The organism is Mesorhizobium sp. M8A.F.Ca.ET.161.01.1.1, assembly GCF_004792105.1.
Classification (GTDB): Bacteria; Pseudomonadota; Alphaproteobacteria; order Rhizobiales; family Rhizobiaceae; genus Mesorhizobium.
The window spans coordinates 167,225-184,094 of the sequence record NZ_SRTD01000003.1; the positions used below are offsets into that span (position 1 = coordinate 167,225).

Genomic DNA, 16,870 nt, shown 5'->3' on the forward strand with positions numbered 1-16,870 from the left:
GGTACAAACGACGCTTGCCCCACCACTCTTTTCCAGAGTCGGCGCTGCCCCTCATTGTCCTGCCGGACATTTCTTCCCGTATAGTGACGGGGAGAAAGAAGCTGGCCGCTACGCTGACGCCCTTTTTGCAACGTTGGTCATTGGCGAAATCATCGATGGCAGATCCCCTCTCCCCGTCACTATACGGGGAGAGGATGCCGGCAGGCAGGTGAGGGGCGGCGCAAACCCCCGACAAAGCGAAAATAAAAGTTGGAGCGGCTATTCTGCCGTACCAGCCCTCGCAAACTGATGCGCGAGCGTCACAGAGAGCCGAGCTTGCCCAGATCCTTGGCCACCAGATAGTAGAAGGTCACGCGGTTCTTGGTGTTGTCGGCGTGCATCGCCTTGCAGGTCTTCTCGATCGCAGCGTCGGCCTTCGCCCCGTCGGTGACGCCGAGCTTCTTGGCCACCCAGCTCTCCTTGACCCGCCCCAATTCCTTCGGGTCCGTGCAGGATACCAGCGAGGAGTCGCGGTTCCTCAGCGCAATGCCCAGATGCTTGACGATCTTTTCGACCGCATCGGCGTTTGCCGCGGCGTCATACTTCTTCACATCCGCAAGATAGTCGGCCATCAAAATTCCCCTCGTCGGCGCCACGGATCCGATCGATGAGGACTGTGGCGCGCTTCGCAACTTGTGCGCTAGGTCGCTAACTCCTCACCGCTCGCAAAGCTTCGGTTGAGACCGCGCCCAAGTCAACCCTTGGCGTCGCGATTTGACACAGGGACAAAGCATCATTGCGGCCTTTCATTTCCGCCAAACGCCCCCTATATTCGTTTTGTCGGCTTGACCGACTATGGCGATAAATGGGCGATGAAATAAGCCGTTCGGACCCGGGGGCGGTACCCGGCGCCTCCACCAAAAGCCGCTGTTGACGACAGAGCGGTTTTTGCTGGGGGCGAAATAGGATCGACGAAGGTGTAAAGATCGTACTTTTGCCCGGCATTGTACCACCGTCATCGGGCTAAACTTATAGTTGCCAACGACAACTATGCGGAAGCACGTCTCGCTGCTTAATGCAGTGCGATAGCTTCAAATCAAGCCCTAGGGGTTCGCACTTCTAGGCGGGGTTCGGAGGTACCTGGCAACAGAAACCTCCACTTCTCCCCCTTCAATTTGCATCACGCGCAACGGCTCCTGCCGTCAAGACTTCGCACGGCCTAATGCATGTCGCCCGGAAGTGTCCTCGGTTCCGGGATAACGACATGCATAAATCAGAAGCTTACAGCAGGTCGGGCGAATCCTATTCGCCGCGACATGCTGTAGAAGCCACGAAGCCGCTGCGTCGCGTGCCCTTTCTCCATGGACAAAAAATGCAAAACGATTCCGATCGATTTTTCGTGCTGACCGGCGGCCCCGGCTCCGGCAAGACCACCTTGATCGAAGCCTTGCGGCAGGCGGGCTTTGCGACGTCTGTCGAGGCCGGACGCGGCATCATCCGCGACCAATCCGCCATTGGCGGAACCGCCCTGCCCTGGAGCGATCGCGCATTGTTCGCCGAACTGATGCTGTCCTGAGAGATGCGCTCGTATCGTGCGGCCGCCGAGCTGGCCGGGCCGGTCTTCTTTGACCGCGGCGTGCCGGACACGATCGGCTATCTCAGGCTCTGCGGCCTGCCGGCGCCGGATCACCTCACCAGCGCCGCCATGGAATTCCGCTATGCGCGCCGCGTCTTCATTGCCCCGCCATGGCCGGAAATCTTCACCCAGGACGAACAACGCAAGCAAACGCTCGACGAAGCCGAGCGCACTTGCCAATCAGTGGCAGGCGTCTATGCCGAACTCGGCTATGAATTGGTGACCTTGCCGCTTGCTCCAGTCGAGGAGCGCGTGCGCTTCCTCCTCGACGCTGCTGGATTGCCGCCGACATTGCGGACATAAAGCGGCCGGCCCGGTCCGGCCCTTCATGCGCGTTGTCGGAACCAGGCTACACCTTGTAGATTGAACCGGCATCTTGGAGGTTGAAAACATGGCGCTCAAGCGGATGGACAATGTAGGAATCGTGGTCGAGGACCTCGGAGGGGCGATCGATTTCTTTCGCGAACTCGGCCTCGAGTTCGAGGGGCGGGCCACGATCGAGGGAGAATGGGCCGGGCGTGTCACCGGACTGGGCGATCAGCATGTCGAGATTGCCATGATGCGCACACCGGACGGCCACAGCCGGCTGGAGCTCTCCCGCTTCCTCACGCCGCCTGTCGTCGCGGATCACCGGAAAGCCCCGGTCAACGCGCTGGGCTACCTCCGCGTCATGTTCACCGTGGACGACATCGACGATACGCTTGAAAGGCTCCGCACGCGCGGCGCGCAGCTCGTGGGCGAAGTGGTCGACTACAAGGACGTGTATCGGCTCTGCTACATCCGTGGGCCTGAAGGACTTCTCATCGGACTCGCCCAGGAACTCAACTGAGCGCGGTCGTGAACCCAGGCAAACGTTGGGCCGGTGCAAAGAAACATTGCTGGTAGCGCGTCTTGCGCCGGGTAAACGACCGCAGCTTGTCGCCCGCACTGCCTTCGACATTAAAAAGGCCGGGATTGACCCGGCCTTTCGGTTCATTTGAGGATTGCCTATTCCGCCGGCGCTTCGACGGCTTGCCGCGAACGGCCAAGCGTGACCTTCGCCAGTGCGAACGATATCACCGCGCAGAGCGTGATGCCGGCGACCATCGGCAGCGGCGTGCCGTCGAAGAACACGCCGGCAACGCCCATGGCGAGCGCGCCGATGGCAAAATGCAGCGTGCCCATCAGTGCCGACGCCGTGCCGGCGATCTCGCCATGCTCTTCCATGGCCAGCACCGAGGTGGTCGGAATGACAAGCCCGAGGAAGCCGTAGCCGACGAACAGCAGGGCCGCCATCACATCGAGCCGGTCGACCCCCGTCGCCATGATGGCGAACAGCGCCACCATCGTCGTGGCATAGCCGGTCACCGCCACCCACACCACGCGCTTCAGTCCGAACCGTTCGGAAAGCAGGCCGGTCAGCTGCGACATGCCGATGAAGGCAACGGCGTTGATCGAGAAGAACACGCTGTAGACCGAAGGCGACAGCCCGTAATGGTCGATCAGGATGAAGGACGAACTCGACAGATAGACAAAGAAGCTCGCAATGCCGAAGCCGGCGATTGCCACCAGGCCAAGGAAATTACGGTCGCCCATCAGGAAACGGTAGCCGGCAAGCGCGGTGCCGAAGGAGGACCCGACGCGCTCTTCCGCCGGCCGCGTCTCCTTGAGCGAGGTCGCGAGCAGGATGGTGGCAAGCACCGCCGCGCCGGTCACCGTCCAGAACACGGCGCGCCAGCCGAAATTCTCGATGATCTGGCTGCCGGTCAGCGGCGCCAGGATCGGCGACACCGAGAACACCAGCATCAGCAGCGACATCAGCTTGGCGGCCTCGTTGCCGGTGTGCAGGTCGCGCACGATGGCGCGCGGAATGGCCATGCCGGCACTGGCGCCAAGCCCCTGCAGGAAGCGGAAAGCGATCAGCCATTCGATGGTCGGCGCCATTGCCGAGCCGATACCGCCGGCCATGAACAGCGCCAGTCCGCCATAGAGCGGCAGCTTGCGGCCGACCATGTCGGAGATCGGCCCGACGACGATCTGGCCGAAGCCCATCGACAGGAAGAAGATCAAAAGGCTCATCTGCACGGCGGCGGTGCCGGCATGAAGATCGGTGCCGATCGACGGCAGCGCGGGCAGATACATGTCGATGGCGAACGGGCCGATGGCGGACAACAGGCCGAGCACGACCGCGATGCGGAGGAATTTGGGACTCATGATATTGGCTTCTTTCGAATCTGGTTGCCGCCGCCAGGCGACGTCTGACCCCAGGACGTTCCATCCCGAGGGATTCCTACTCCCAGAGCGAATTTATTCGTCCCTCTGGAGTGAAATCCCCTTATATCGTGTCCACAAATTTAGACACTCTTGTCCAAATCGTCAATCACCTCTATATAGATTTTCATGAGACCGGGCGTTTCTCCTGACACTTTCCCGCCACGTGGCCATGAGGCCAAGCGCATGTCGATCGTCGACGCCGCTGCCGGCGTGTTTTGCCGCGAGGGTTTCGCCGGCGCCAACATCGACCTGATCGCGGCAGAGGCCGGCGTCTCACGCCAGACCGTCTACAATCACCATCGCGACAAGGAAAAGCTGTTCATCGCCGTGGTACGCGACCTGACCGAGCGCTGCAACGCCGGCATTTTCGCCACCATCGCCACCTTCCCTGATCAGCCCGGCGACCTCGAAGCAGACCTGATCGGTTTTGCCGTGCGCCTGAACCAGAACTGCATCTGCAACCGCGACGGAAAGTTCCTGCGCAAGCTGATCCAGACCGAGGGCGAGCGCTATCCCGAGCTCTTTGCCGAATGGCGCGAACAGGGCCCGGGCCGGACATGGCCGGCAATCGCCGCCCGCTTCGCCCGCCTAGCTTACGGCGGCCATCTCACGATCGACGATCCCGACGTGGCGGCACGCCAGTTCCTCGGCCTCGTCAATGCCGAATTGCAGACCACCTTCATGCTTGGCGGCACGCCGCGCGAGGACGAGGTGGTGCAATCGGCGACGAACGGCGTGCGCACTTTCCTGCGCGCTTTCGGCAAGCGCCCTTCCGCGATCGGCGCGAAAAAACACACTGCGCTGGCTAACGCATAACATTTGCGGTTGCGGCGAAGCCGCCTTGCCGATCAAATCGTTGGCAATAGTCCTCGCTTCGGCGCGGCGGCGGTCTATATCAGGTTTACGCCGCCCTCAAGCTTGATTACAGCTATGCGGACGATTCAACGGAACCCGACCAACTCATGGCCGACGACCACATCCGCTACGACATTCTGGCCCAGGAGGCGTTGCGCGGCGTCATGCGCAAGGTCCTGGCCGAGGTCGCGCGCACCGGCCTTCCCGGCAACCATCATTTCTTCATCACCTTCCTGACCGGTGCGCCGGGTGTGCGCGTCTCGTCGCGCCTGCGCGAGCGCTATCCCGAGCAGATGACCATCGTCATCCAGTTCCAGTATTGGGACCTGAAGGTCACCGACACCGGATTCGAGGTTGGGCTCTCCTTCTCCGACGTGCCGGAGAAACTCGAGATCCCGTTCTCGGCCGTGCGCGGCTTCTACGATCCCTCGGTCAATTTCGAACTCGAGTTCGACGTCAAGACCGATGCGCAGCCCGACGAGGAACCGGCGGCACCAGCGCCCGAACCGCTGGCCATCGTCTCCGAGAAGAAGCCGAAGGCCGAGAAGAAGGCCGCCGCCGAAGCGGAGAAAAAGCCCGCCGCCGCCGATGCTGGTACCAAGGGCGCCGAAGTGGTCTCGCTCGACGCCTTTCGCAAGAAATAGGCTCGCGGCTCCCGCCATGGCCGAAATCGTCAACCTTCGTCAGTTCCGCAAACAGAAGGCGCGGGCCGATAGAGAACAGGCGGCCGGCCAGAATCGCGCCTTGCACGGCCGCACCAAGGCCGAAAAGCAACGCGACCGCATGATTGCCGACAACAGCGAAAGGTTCGTAGCGGGCCATCACCGTGAAAAGCCCGGAGAACCGGGCGATCCCAGTGGCGATCAATGAGCGCCGTCGAAAAACGCTCGGTGACCATACGCGGCCATCGCACCAGCTATTCCCTCGAAAAGCCTTTCCATGACGATCTCGTCGCGATGGCGGCGGCAAGGAAGCTGACGCTCGCCGCCCTTGTCGCCGAAGTCGACGAAACGCGGCCCCGCGACACCAACCTGTCCTCCGCGCTCAGGCTGCATGTCCTGGAGTGGGCGAAGCGCGGCGTCGCCGGCGAGACTTAAGAAGAAGCCGTGCGTTCCTCTTTCGTGCGTCTGGTGCCGAAGCCAAGCAAGGTCGAGCGCTCACGCTCCTCGGCCTGCTTGCGTGAGCGCACGCGCATCAGATCCTTCCAGCCGACATAGCCGACCAGCCTTCCATCCTCGCGCGCCACGACCGGCAGATGCGATACATTGGCCGTCAACAATTTGTCCGACAGACCTTCCAGATATTCGTCGGGATAGGCCAGCGTCACCTTGCTTCCGGCCAACAGCTCGCCGAGCGTCGTCGTCCGGTGCTTGCCGGCACGGCGCCAGCGCAGGATTGCCGGCGGATCGATGAGGCCGAGCACCTGCCTGTTTTCATCGACCACGGGAAAACTCGGATGCCGGGTTTCTGGCGCCGTCAGTAAGGCGGCCGCGCCATGCAGCGTCATCGTCGCCGGCACGCTCTCGACCTCTGACGTCATCACCTCACGCACCCTGGTGAGCGCGAATGGATCGATACGATATTCGCGCACCAGGTGGTGCCCTCGCCTGGCGATCTTCTCGGTCAGGATCGAACGCTTCATCAACAGCACGGTGACGGCATGCGCCGCCGCACAGGCCGCGATCAGCGGCACCAGCACATGCGTGTTGCCGGTCAGCTCGACGGCGAAGAAAGTGGCTGTCAGCGGCGCGCGCATCGTGCCGCCCATGGTGGCGGCCATGGCCAGCAGCGCCCAGAAGCCCGGGTCCGCCGCCGGCAGGACCCCGGCAAGCACCGCGCCCATCGCGCCACCCATGATCAACAGCGGCGCCAGCACGCCGCCCGAGGTTCCCGAGCCGAGCGCCACCGACCAGATGACGGCCTTGACCACCAGCAGCAGGAGCGCAGCCGTGGCGATCGTGCGGCCGTCCAGCATGTCGGCGATGTTGTCATAGCCGACGCCGAGCGCCCGTGGGTCGATCAGGCCGCCCATGCCGACCACCAGGCCGCCGAGCATCGGCCACCACATCCAGTGGATCGGCAGCTTCTGGAAGCCGTCCTCGCAGGCGTAGACCATCTGCGTCAGCAGCCCGGACAACAGACCCGCGCAGATGCCGATCAGCACCCAGCCACCAAGGCCGAGGAAGGAAACCGCCATGCTGCCCTGGAACGGAAAGATCGGCCCCGGCATGTGCAGCATCGTGCGCCCCACCTCCGCCACGATGGCCGCCACCGCCACGGGAATGAAGCTGCGCGGCGTCCATTCGAACAAAAGCAGTTCCACCGCCAGCATGATGGCCGCGATCGGCGTGCCGAACACGGTGGTCATGCCGGCGGCCGCACCCGCCACCAGCAGCGTCTTGCGCTCGGTATCGCTGACCGGCAGCATCTGCGCGATCAGCGAGCCAATGGCGCCGCCGGTCATGATGATCGGACCCTCGGCGCCGAACGGCCCGCCGGAGCCGATCGAGATCGCCGACGACAAGGGCTTCAGGATCGCCACCTTGGCATCGAGCCTGGAGCGCCCGAGCAGGATCGCCTCGATGGCCTCGGGAATGCCGTGGCCGCGGATCTTCTCGCTGCCATAGCGCGCCATCAGGCCGACGATCAGCGCGCCGATGACGGGAACGAAGACGGCGGCAAGTCCGAGCGGCGTATCCTGCAGCTTCAGCTCGGCAAGCGAGAACTGGCCGAAATAGGCGATGTTGGTGGCCAGGCGGATCAGCTTCAGCAGCACGATGCCGGCAAACAGCCCGGCGGTCGCCACCACCACCGCTATCGCGGCGACGAGCAGCACCCTGGCGTCGGTGGTGAAATCCCTGAGATGACCGGGATTGGAATTGTGGGTCTTCATGGTGGCTTTGCTTCCTGGCGGCGGCCGTGTCTGGTTTTGCGGCACGGTCGAAGTGGCCAGCCGGTTGTCGGTCGGCTATGTATCGTAACACGATATATCTGTTCAAGCTGGTTTCGTTCGAAATTTCGTTTGAGCTTTCACCGGAAAACGAAGACATCTGCGATATGACGCAGCCGCCCAAGACCCCACGCCCCGCCATCAGGCAATCCGACTACCAGCGGCTGTCCGAGTTCCGCTACCTGATCCGCCGCTTCCTCGAATTCAGCCAGGTGCAGGCCGAGGACGCCGGCCTGACCCCGCGCCAGCATCAGGCGCTGCTGGCGATCAAGGGATATCCGGGCGGCGGGCCGGTGACGGTCGGCGACCTTGCGGAACGCCTGCGCATCCGCCACCACAGCGCCGTCGAACTGGTCAACCGCCTCGGTGAGGCAGGACTGGTCGCACGCGATCAGGACAAGGACGACCACCGCCGCGTGCTGCTGCGGCTGACCGAACGCGCCGACGATTGCCTGGCCGAACTCTCTGCCGCGCATCTCGACGAGCTCTCGCGCATCGAACCCATGCTGCGGCGCCTGCTCGACCGGGGCCAGGACTGACACCAGGCGTCTGCGCGGGCCGGTACCGAACTATTTTTTTGAAATCCGAATCCTTCGGCCTGGCTGAGGCGTCTTGGACAGACGACAGCCAAGGGAGCCGATGCGATGAAACATCATTTGATACGCTACAAAACGAAGCCGGACCGGGCGGACGAGCGCCTGGTCAAGGCTGTGTTCGAGGAACTGCGCGGCAAATCGCCGGAAGGCGTTCGCTACATGACCTGGCGCTCCGGCGACGGCACTTTCGTCCATCTCGTCGAGATCGAAACCGACGAGCATGCTGACATCATCCCCGGGCTTGCCGCTTTCGAGGCCTTCCAAAACGGCATCAGGGATCGCTGCATCGACCCTCCGCATCGTGACGTGATGACAGTGGTGGGCCATTATCGGATGCTGGACGAGTAGCCTGAATAGAACCATGGCAAGAACGGCCGGTGCATGAACAGTCCAGGCGAGATCCCAAGGCCTTTCGACCGCTTGTTCGGCGAATTGCGTCCCAAACTGCATCGCTATTGCGCCCGCATGACAGGCTCGGTCGTCGATGGCGAGGATGTCTTGCAAGAGGCGCTGGCCAAGGCATTCGAGGCCTTGCCCAACGCCGGCCTGATCGCCAATCCCGAAGGCTGGCTGTTTCGCATCGCGCACAATACCGCGCTCGACTTTTTGCGCCGCCGCGCCCGTGAGAAGACGTTCTACGAGGAGGAGCCGGACATGATCGCCGACCCGGCAAATTCGATCGCCGAACGGCAGGCCGCGGTAGCCGGATTGCACAGTTTCATGCGCCTTCCCGTCGCGCAACGAAGCAGCGTCATCATGATGGATGTCCTGGGCTATTCGCTGCGGGAGATCAGCACCATGCTCGACACCAGCGTCCCCGCGGTCAAGGCCGCGCTGCATCGTGGCCGCGGCCGGCTGCGTGAGATCGCCGACGAACAGGACGATCGTCCTGTTCCCAGGCTGAGTGCATCGGAGCGCCTGTTACTCGACGCCTATGTCGATCGCTTCAACGCCCGCGATTTCGACGCCGTGCGGGACATGCTGGCCGATGAGGTACGCTTGGAACTGGTGGCCAGGGCAAGGCTCAGCGGCCGCAAGGAGGTGGCAACCTATTTCGGCAATTATTCCCGGGTGCGGGACTGGCATTTCCAGCCTGGTTTCGTCGAAGATCGTCCGGCAATCCTCGTGCGCGATCCCAACGATCCCACGGCAGCGCCGGCATACTTCATCCTGCTGGGTTGGCAGGGCGGCAAGCTCGCCGCCATCCGCGATTTCCGCCACGCCAGATACGTCGCTGACGGCGCTGAAACATTCGTTCTTTGAGGCGATTGCCAGTCGGGCGGGCAGCCGGAATGCCTAGTCCTACCGCAGCGACTTCAACAGATTGTCGACCGTGAATGGGTTGGCTTTCGGCTTGGCCGGAGGCGGATTGTCGTTGGCGGGCGACTGCTCGGCCTTGGGCGCCTGTTGCGCCGCCTTGCGCTCCGCCTCGAGCCTGGCTTTTTCCTGGGAGGCAATGCGCATCGCCTCCTCCGCCTTCTGGCGCTCCTGCTCTGCCTGCGCCCTGGCCGCCTCGTCGGCTGCCTGCTGTTCCGCCGCCGCCTTGGCCTCCGCATCGGCCTTGGCTTTCGCTTTCGCGTCTGCCTCCGCCTTGGCTTTCGCTTCCGCGTCGGCCTTTGCCTTGGCATCCGCTTCAGCCTGGGCCTGAGCGTCGGCTTCCGCTTTCGCCTTGGCGTCGGCCTCCGCTTTCAGGCGCGCCGCTTCCTCCTGTTGGCGCAGTTCCTCGGCGGCCTTGTCGCGGGCATCCTGAAGTGCCGCGTAGTAGCGCACCTCGCGCCGCAGCCGCTGTTTCTCGAGCAGCGCGGCCTGCATCGCCTCGACGCGCTGCTGTTCCTTTTCCAGCGCGCGCTGGGTCAGGAACTGCGCCAGCGGCTGGCTGTCGAACTGCCGTTTCACCGCGCCGAACGGCCCCTCGGCGGTGAAATTCACGGCCGGCTCGGAGCCGACCAGCGCTTCGTCGCCGGGCCGATAGGTGACCGCGCCCTTGGCCGAAACCGTGCTGGCGTTGAGGTCGGCCGTGATGTCGGCCGACAAGGTCGCCGCCGGATTTTCAAGGCTGATCGGCGGCGCCCTGAGCGTGCCGCCGGCAATCGTGAAGGCGACCTCGGCGTCCTTTGCGGCGAAGCTGCCGCCGGCGGCGATGTCAGGCGCGAAGCCGGCGGTCTTGGCCGCGTCGATATCGCGGCCGATCGCATCCGCCTTGGCGAGGAATGCGCTGAAGGCATCAGGATTGACGCCGGCGATCTGCAAATCCTTCAGCGCCGCCGTGCCGGAACCAGACAGGGCGGCGATCATTGCGTCGACCGACTTGCCGCTGGTCGACAGCGTCGTCGAGAAATCGCCGGTGCCGCCGATGCCCGCGTCCGGCAAGACGCTTGCCAGATCGGCGCCCGCCAGTTTCATCTGTCCGGTGAAAAGCCCAGTGCCCTCATTGTTCTTCAACTCGAACAGGCCGGTCAGCGCCCCGCCGAGGAATTTGGCCTTGAGATCGGCCACGCGGATGCCGTCCGGGTCGAGCTTGAGCGAGAAGGCCGCGTCATAGGCGGTGGCGAGCGGGCCGGCGGCCAGCGAAGCCGTGGTCAGGTCGAGATCGGCCGTGAACGGCAAGCTGGACTTCTGGCTGAACGGCGCCGACGGCCACGCACTGGCCCTGTTACTCTTGCCGGCCTTGTCACTCTTGCCGGCCTTGTCACTCTTGCCGGCATTGTCACTTTTGTCGGCCCCGTTCTTGTCCACGAGAAAAGCGGAATCGCCGAACAGCGCCACCGCCATCGGATCAAGGTCGAGTTCGTCGAGCGCCAGGGCGCCGGCCAGATGCGGCACGCCGTCTTTGCCGTCCACGCCCTGCTTCACATCGAGGTTGATGTCGCCGGACACGGCCGCCTCGTTGATGGCGCCGCTGAGCCCGGAGAGCACCAGCAGGCCGTTGCCATAATCGGCCTGCGCGGCCAGCGATGTCGACATGCCGGCGCCCATGCCGGGGAGGCCGATGCCCGTCGTCATCAGCCATGGCTCGATGTCGGAGGCGTCGAGGTTGACCTTGCCCTTCGCCGTCGGACCTTGCGGCGTGTCGGCGACCGTTCCCTCGAAGCCGGCCTTGAAGTCGTTGCCGGCAAGGCTGAAGCTCGTCGTCAGGCCGCCGCCGAACGTGCCCTTGGCCTGGATATCGGTGCTTGCCTCGCCCAGCATGCCGAGCGGTAGCGCCGGCAAGCCGTAGAGCGCCAGCAAGGCGGTTGCGTCCGGGTTCCTGGCATTGAACGTCAGTGTCACGGGGGCGTCAGAAAGCTTGCCCACCGCGCCCTTCCCCGACAGCGACGCCGAAAACGCCGAGCCGCCGGCCTTGCCTTGCCCGCTCATCGCCAGGCCCGTGGAGCCGTCGCCATTGTCGGCGGCACTGGCCACGAGGTCGATGCGCGCATCCTGGAACAGGTCGGGATAAGCGGCGGCGCGGCCCGCGAGCCCCTTCAGCACGGCATTATCAGGATAATGCTGCGCGGCGACATCGATCAGCGGTTTCAGGTCGACAGCGACCACCGAGGCGTCGAGCTTGCCGGTCGGGCTCGCCGGAAAATCCTTGATCCGGCCGGTGGCGCTGATCGAGGCGCCAGCCAGTCCGCCCACCGACAGCCGGTCGATTTCGAGCAGCCCATCCCGCAGCCTTAGTGCGGTATCGACCGTGTCGGCGGTCAAGCCGCCGGCGCTGACCGGGCCGGCCTTGATCTGGAAATCGAGGTCGCTGCTGGCAAAGCGGTTGGCGCCCTTGTCGCTGACGAAGATCGAGGCGAAGGCCGCCAGCCCGTCCACATCGAGTTCGCCGCCCTCGAGCCGCATCAGCACCGAGGGCTTTGCGTCGTCGGGCTGGCTGGAATCGATGCGGCCGGAAAACTTCGCCTTGCCCAGGATCAATTCGAGATCGCTAAAGGATTGATGGTTTTGCGAGAGATCGACCTTGGCCTTGAAACCGGCGGCAGGCAGACGGCGGATCGCCTCGTCGACATCCTTCGACAGCCACGCCGCAAAACCTGAAGGTTGCGCCACCGCCAGCAGCAACGAGCCGGTGAAGCCGAAATGGCCCTGCACGTTGAGCATGACCTTGCCATCGGCTTCCAGCTTGGTGCGGCCCGGCAAGGTCGCGGCGAGCGATTTCACCGACCAACCGTCATCGACCGGCTCGGCGGAAAGATGAACATCGCGCACCGTCGTGTCGCCGGCCACCACCGCCGGCAGCTTGACCTCGACCGTGCCGGGAATTGTCGGCTTCGGCAGATCGAGCAGCGCCTGTTCCAGCCCCGCGATACGCTGGTCCAGCGTCAGGCCCGCGCCGGCCGGCGCACCCACCGCCTCGTCGAGTTGCACCTGCGCGCCATTGGCCTCGATGGCGAAACTCGGTTTCTGGCCGAGATCGACCGAGGCCTTGCCGTCGGCGGTATAGGGATTGTCCAGCGGACCGGTCTCGAAACGGAATTCGTCGACGCCAAGCTTCTGGTGATCGAGCGAGAACTTGCCGTTCAGCCGAAAGCCCGGATCGGGCTTGCCGGCGCTGACCTTCACCGTTGCGCCATCCGTGCCGCGCAGCTCGGCTGAATTCTTGTCGGCGCCCGAAATCTTGAACTGGCCGGAATAGACGGCCGCACTGTTGACGATGCCCGCATTGCCGTCGGTCTCGATGACCAGCGGATAGGCATCGGGGTCCGCCTTCAGCCGAAGCCGCAGCTGCCCGGAAGGTTCGGCCTTGCCGGTCGAGGCCGCAACCGTGGCGCGCAAGCCGTCGAGACGCAACGTGCCGTCCATGCGCCACGGACCGGCCAGCGATTTGGCCGAAATGGTCGAGTTGATCTCGGAGAAGATGTGGCTGCGGCCGCCAGCGGCATGGCGCAGTTCGATCTGCCCTTCCGTCACCGTCAGTTTCTCGATCGAGACCTGTCCGGGGTCGAAGGGCGAAGACGGCCGCATCGCCCAGTCGACGGTACCATTGGCGGCGATGTCTATGATTGCCTTCGGCCGCACCAGCCGCATGTCGAAAATCAGCACCTCGCCGCGCAGGAAGGGCGCGAGTTCCGCATCCATCGAAAACGTCTCGACGGTCATGGCCGGCTGGCCGTTGGGGCCGCCGGCGACGGCGACGTTGGAAAACGTCACCGAGGGAAACGGCAACAGCCTTGCCGTGGCGTCGCCCTGCACGGTCACCTTGCGGCCCAGGATGGCGCTTGCCTCGCGCTCGAACTCGGCGCGGTAGCCGGTCCAGTCGACAAAATACGGCACCACCAGCGCCGCGCACAGCACCAGCACGAACAAGCCACCGAAGATCACGAACAGGCGTGCGAGCATCAGCTCCGAACAGGTTGATTGAAATTCTGCCGCACTCTACCCGCATCCGCGTGTCGATAAAGAGGCAAATCATCCCGTGTTGCGTCCTGCCGGACGATCTGAAACAAATCCTGGAAAAAGCGGAGATTCTCGGATGTCGGGCAAGAACTGGGACCGTGTGCCGATCGATGCGCAGAGCGTCGATGCCCCGCTTTCGCAATCGGCGATTTTTCTTGTCGTCACCGTCGCCGGCGAACAGCCGGCCCTGGCCAGGGTGTGCTCCGTGCTTGGCGAACTCGACGATCTGGTCAAGACTGTCGGATTCCGCGACCTTGGTGGCCGCCTGTCCTGCATCGCCGGCATCGGCAGCGATCTCTGGAACCGGCTCAGCCCCGGCCGGCGGCCGCTGGAGCTGAAGCCGTTCGCTCCGATCAAGGGCGCGGTCCATTCGGCGCCAACGACGCCGGGCGACCTGCTCTTCCACATTCGCGCCGAGCGGCCCGACATGTGCTTCGAATTCGAACGTATCCTGCTCGACAGGCTTGGTCCCGGTGTGACCGTCGTCGACGAAGTGACCGGCTTTCGCTATTTCGATGCCCGCGACCTGCTCGGCTTCGTCGACGGCACCGCCAACCCGGCCGGCCTCGACTTGCCCGCCTCGGCGCTGGTCGGTGAAGAGGACCCCGACTTTGCCGGCGGCAGCTATGTCGTGGTCCAGAAATATTTGCACGACATGCAGGCCTGGGCGCGCATTCCAACGCCCGAGCAGGAGGCGATCATCGGCCGCACCAAGATCGACAACATCGAAATCGATGATGACGACGCGCCGCGCAAGTCGCACAAGTCGCTGGCCACTATCGAGGATGCCGACGGCAATGAATACGATATATTGCGCGACAACATGCCGTTCGGCAGGCCCGGGCAGAACGAGTTCGGAACCTACTTCATCGGCTACAGCAGATATCTCTGGGTCACCGAGAAAATGCTGCAGCGCATGTATGTCGGCGATCCGCCCGGCGCCTATGACCGGCTGCTCGACGTCTCGACGCCGCACACCGGCACGACCTTCTTCGCCCCCACCCGTCCCATGCTGCAGACGCTTGTGCAGGCGAAGTAAGAGAAGCTTTGTCGCTGCGCAGTAGAGCGTCGGCTGGCGGCCTCTATCCGCGGCCCCTCAACGTGCGTCGCGTTTCGCCTGCGCCACCTTGGCCGCCTTGCGCTGCCGGCCGAGTTCAGCCGGTCGGACCAGGCTTGCAACCTTCTGGTTGGCCACGGCCCGCATACCCTTGTGCGCCGTGCGCGAATTGTGCGTCGGACCGTTCGGGGCTTTCTGCTTCAAGGTCAGCGCCTTGCGCGCGTTGCCGACCAGCGAAATGCGGGCCGCCAGTTGGCGGCGCAGTTCGGCCTCGCCGTTCAGCCGCCGCATCGCCGTCGCCAGCACCGCAAGCTTCACTTGTGAACCGCCATGAGCCTTCGAGGCGGTCGCGCCCTTTGCCGCGCCCTTGCCGCGGATTTCACGACGGCGGCGATGCGCTTCGGTCTGCGCCTTGTCGCGCCGTTCCCGCAACAGCTTGACCAGGCCGGAAAGGTCGGCGTCGGAAAGATCCTGGACCGCCGGATGGTGCGACTTCTCCACCAATTCCTTTTCGTCGGCGCTCAGCGCGCGCGCTTCTTCCTTGCGTGAAATGGCCATGACAGTCCTCCTCAGCCGGCACGCCTGTTTTCCAGGCTTGCCACTTGAGGAGCCTCGACCCGAATGGCGGCGCGGTCAAGACCGGCGCCTCACGATGCCCTTAGCCCATGTCAGGCAGGATCTTGCCCGGATTCATGATGTTTTGCGGATCGAGCGCCTGTTTGATGGTGCGCATGATGTCGACGCCATGGCCGAGTTCGTGGCGCAGGAAGCCGATCTTGCCCTGGCCGATGCCGTGCTCGCCGGTGCAGGTGCCCTCCATGGCGATCGCCCGCATATTGAGCCGTGCGACGAACTTTTCCGACAGCGCGATTTCCTCGGGGTCGTTGACATCCATCAGCACCAGCACATGGAAATTGCCGTCGCCCGCATGACCGACGATCGGCGCGATCAGGCCCATCTCGGCGATGTCGGCTTCGGTCTCGGCGACGCATTCGGCAAAGCGCGAGATCGGCACGCAGACATCGGTCGACAGGCCCTTGGCGCCCGGCCGCAAGGTCAGCGACGCCCAGTAGGCGTCGTGCCTGGCCTTCCACAATTTGGTGCGCTCCTCGGCGACGCTGGTCCACAGGAACGGCCCGCCGCCATTTTCTTCGGCGATCATGCCGAAGGTCTCGGCCTGCTCGGCAACGCCGGCGTCGCTGCCGTGGAATTCCACGAACAGGCACGGGCTCTCGGGATAGTCGAGCTTGGAATAAGTCTTCATCGCTCGCATCTGCAGCGCGTTGACCAGTTCGATGCGCGCCACCGGAATGCCCATCTGGATCGTCGCGATCACCGCGTTGCAGGCCGCCTCGACACTCGGGAACGGGCAGACGCCGCCCGAGATTGCCTGCGGAATGCCTTGCAGCTTCAAGGTCAGCGCGGTGATGATGCCGAGCGTGCCTTCGGATCCGACCAGCAGCCTGGTCAAGTCATAGCCCGCCGAGCTCTTTTTCGCCCGCTTGCCGGTCGTCACGGTCTCGCCGTCGGCCATCACGGCGGTCAGCGACAGCACGTTCTCGCGCATCGTGCCGTAGCGCACCGCATTGGTGCCGGAGGCCCGCGTCGCCGCCATGCCGCCGAGCGAGGCATTGGCGCCCGGATCGATCGGGAAGAACAGGCCGGTGTCGCGCAGATGCCGGTTCAGGCCCTCGCGCGTCACGCCGGGTTCGACGGTGCAGTCGAGATCCTGCGGATTGACCGCAAGAATGCGGTTCATCCGCGACGTATCGACCGAGATGCCGCCACCCGGCGCGTTGGTGTGGCCTTCGAGCGACGAGCCGACGCCAAACGCGATCACCGGCACGCGGTGTGCCGCGCAGGCGCGCACGATTTCCTGCACCTCGGCCGTCGTCTCCGGGAAAGCGACGCCGTCGGGCGCCTGCGTCGGAATATAGGTAGTCGTATGCGCGTGCTGCGAGCGGATCGCCTGTCCGGTCTGGAAGCGCTCGCCCAGACGCTGCTTGAGGATGCCGAGTACGGCCGCGATGCCTTCCTCGTTGCGTTCGACCGGATTGAGGTCGCTCAGAGCCATGGAATCCTCCGCGAATGGACCAGCATGCATGCTTGTCATGCGATTATGGATGCGTAGTCTCCACGACCACGCTCTGTCCAGCACC

At 64.1% G+C, this 16,870-nt stretch carries 15 protein-coding genes, 1 other RNA gene and 1 pseudogene; 11 read left to right on the forward strand and 6 right to left on the reverse strand.

Going from position 1 to position 16,870, the window contains the following annotated elements:
• Nucleotides 1-299: 299 nt before the first annotated feature.
• Nucleotides 300-611, reverse strand: a complete 312-nt coding sequence (locus tag EN804_RS09490; RefSeq protein ID WP_127281000.1) for a DUF2853 family protein — start codon at nucleotides 609-611, stop codon at nucleotides 300-302.
• A gap of 168 nt (nucleotides 612-779) precedes the next feature.
• Here EN804_RS09490 and ssrA point away from each other — a divergent pair.
• The 3 genes and pseudogenes from ssrA to EN804_RS09505 all read left to right on the forward strand — a co-directional run bounded on the left by ssrA (nucleotide 780) and on the right by EN804_RS09505 (nucleotide 2,444).
• Nucleotides 780-1,140: a transfer-messenger RNA gene (gene ssrA, locus EN804_RS09495) on the forward strand.
• 211 nt (nucleotides 1,141-1,351) lie between these two features.
• Nucleotides 1,352-1,918: pseudogene (locus tag EN804_RS09500) on the forward strand (AAA family ATPase).
• Between the two features lie 88 nt (nucleotides 1,919-2,006).
• Nucleotides 2,007-2,444 carry a VOC family protein gene (locus EN804_RS09505; RefSeq protein ID WP_135881883.1) on the forward strand — a complete coding sequence of 146 codons (438 nt, stop codon included), beginning with the start codon at nucleotides 2,007-2,009 and terminating at the stop codon, nucleotides 2,442-2,444.
• A 158-nt stretch (nucleotides 2,445-2,602) separates the two neighbouring features.
• On the opposite strand, the gene EN804_RS09510 is transcribed toward EN804_RS09505, so the two are convergent.
• The gene (locus EN804_RS09510; RefSeq protein WP_127279265.1) at nucleotides 2,603-3,808 is read right to left on the reverse strand and encodes a multidrug effflux MFS transporter; all 1,206 of its coding nucleotides are present in this window, start codon (nucleotides 3,806-3,808) and stop codon (nucleotides 2,603-2,605) included.
• 186 nt (nucleotides 3,809-3,994) lie between these two features.
• On the opposite strand from EN804_RS09510, the gene EN804_RS09515 reads away from it, so the two are divergent.
• The 4 genes from EN804_RS09515 to EN804_RS09530 all read left to right on the forward strand — a co-directional run bounded on the left by EN804_RS09515 (nucleotide 3,995) and on the right by EN804_RS09530 (nucleotide 5,820).
• Nucleotides 3,995-4,684, forward strand: coding sequence for a TetR/AcrR family transcriptional regulator (locus EN804_RS09515; protein ID WP_135881884.1), 690 nt, complete (start codon nucleotides 3,995-3,997; stop codon nucleotides 4,682-4,684).
• 146 nt (nucleotides 4,685-4,830) lie between these two features.
• Complete coding sequence (locus EN804_RS09520; protein WP_127279263.1) at nucleotides 4,831-5,367, forward strand: SspB family protein; 537 nt, start codon at nucleotides 4,831-4,833, stop codon at nucleotides 5,365-5,367.
• A gap of 16 nt (nucleotides 5,368-5,383) precedes the next feature.
• Nucleotides 5,384-5,593 carry a DUF4169 family protein gene (locus EN804_RS09525; RefSeq protein ID WP_127863134.1) on the forward strand — a complete coding sequence of 70 codons (210 nt, stop codon included), beginning with the start codon at nucleotides 5,384-5,386 and terminating at the stop codon, nucleotides 5,591-5,593.
• Nucleotides 5,590-5,820, forward strand: a complete 231-nt coding sequence (locus EN804_RS09530; protein WP_127279261.1) for a ribbon-helix-helix domain-containing protein — start codon at nucleotides 5,590-5,592, stop codon at nucleotides 5,818-5,820. The genes EN804_RS09525 and EN804_RS09530 overlap by 4 nt, the downstream gene beginning before the upstream one ends.
• Here EN804_RS09530 and EN804_RS09535 read toward each other — a convergent pair.
• Nucleotides 5,817-7,616 carry a chloride channel protein gene (locus EN804_RS09535; protein ID WP_135919253.1) on the reverse strand — a complete coding sequence of 600 codons (1,800 nt, stop codon included), beginning with the start codon at nucleotides 7,614-7,616 and terminating at the stop codon, nucleotides 5,817-5,819. The two genes, EN804_RS09530 and EN804_RS09535, sit on opposite strands and share 4 nt — an antisense overlap.
• Nucleotides 7,617-7,780: 164 nt before the next feature.
• On the opposite strand from EN804_RS09535, the gene EN804_RS09540 reads away from it, so the two are divergent.
• The 3 genes from EN804_RS09540 (at nucleotide 7,781) to EN804_RS09550 (ending at nucleotide 9,532) form a co-directional block, all read left to right on the forward strand.
• Entirely contained in the window at nucleotides 7,781-8,212 is a 432-nt protein-coding gene (locus tag EN804_RS09540; RefSeq protein WP_189521740.1) for a MarR family winged helix-turn-helix transcriptional regulator, read from the forward strand.
• A 105-nt stretch (nucleotides 8,213-8,317) separates the two neighbouring features.
• Nucleotides 8,318-8,617, forward strand: a complete 300-nt coding sequence (locus EN804_RS09545; protein WP_135919254.1) for a hypothetical protein — start codon at nucleotides 8,318-8,320, stop codon at nucleotides 8,615-8,617.
• A gap of 33 nt (nucleotides 8,618-8,650) precedes the next feature.
• Nucleotides 8,651-9,532, forward strand: a complete 882-nt coding sequence (locus EN804_RS09550; RefSeq protein ID WP_135915634.1) for a sigma-70 family RNA polymerase sigma factor — start codon at nucleotides 8,651-8,653, stop codon at nucleotides 9,530-9,532.
• 39 nt (nucleotides 9,533-9,571) lie between these two features.
• On the opposite strand, the gene EN804_RS09555 is transcribed toward EN804_RS09550, so the two are convergent.
• Nucleotides 9,572-13,597 carry an AsmA-like C-terminal region-containing protein gene (locus EN804_RS09555; RefSeq protein WP_135919255.1) on the reverse strand — a complete coding sequence of 1,342 codons (4,026 nt, stop codon included), beginning with the start codon at nucleotides 13,595-13,597 and terminating at the stop codon, nucleotides 9,572-9,574.
• Nucleotides 13,598-13,730: 133 nt separating this feature from the next.
• Here EN804_RS09555 and EN804_RS09560 point away from each other — a divergent pair, with 133 nt between their 5' ends.
• Nucleotides 13,731-14,693: a Dyp-type peroxidase gene (locus EN804_RS09560; protein ID WP_135915632.1), complete on the forward strand. Its 963-nt coding sequence runs from the start codon at nucleotides 13,731-13,733 to the stop codon at nucleotides 14,691-14,693.
• Nucleotides 14,694-14,750: 57 nt separating this feature from the next.
• On the opposite strand, the gene EN804_RS09565 is transcribed toward EN804_RS09560, so the two are convergent.
• Together EN804_RS09565 and EN804_RS09570 are read right to left on the reverse strand one after the other, a co-directional pair.
• Nucleotides 14,751-15,269, reverse strand: a complete 519-nt coding sequence (locus tag EN804_RS09565) for a hypothetical protein (protein ID WP_135919256.1) — start codon at nucleotides 15,267-15,269, stop codon at nucleotides 14,751-14,753.
• Between the two features lie 100 nt (nucleotides 15,270-15,369).
• Complete coding sequence (locus EN804_RS09570; RefSeq protein WP_135919257.1) at nucleotides 15,370-16,785, reverse strand: FAD-linked oxidase C-terminal domain-containing protein; 1,416 nt, start codon at nucleotides 16,783-16,785, stop codon at nucleotides 15,370-15,372.
• Nucleotides 16,786-16,870: the final 85 nt, after the last annotated feature.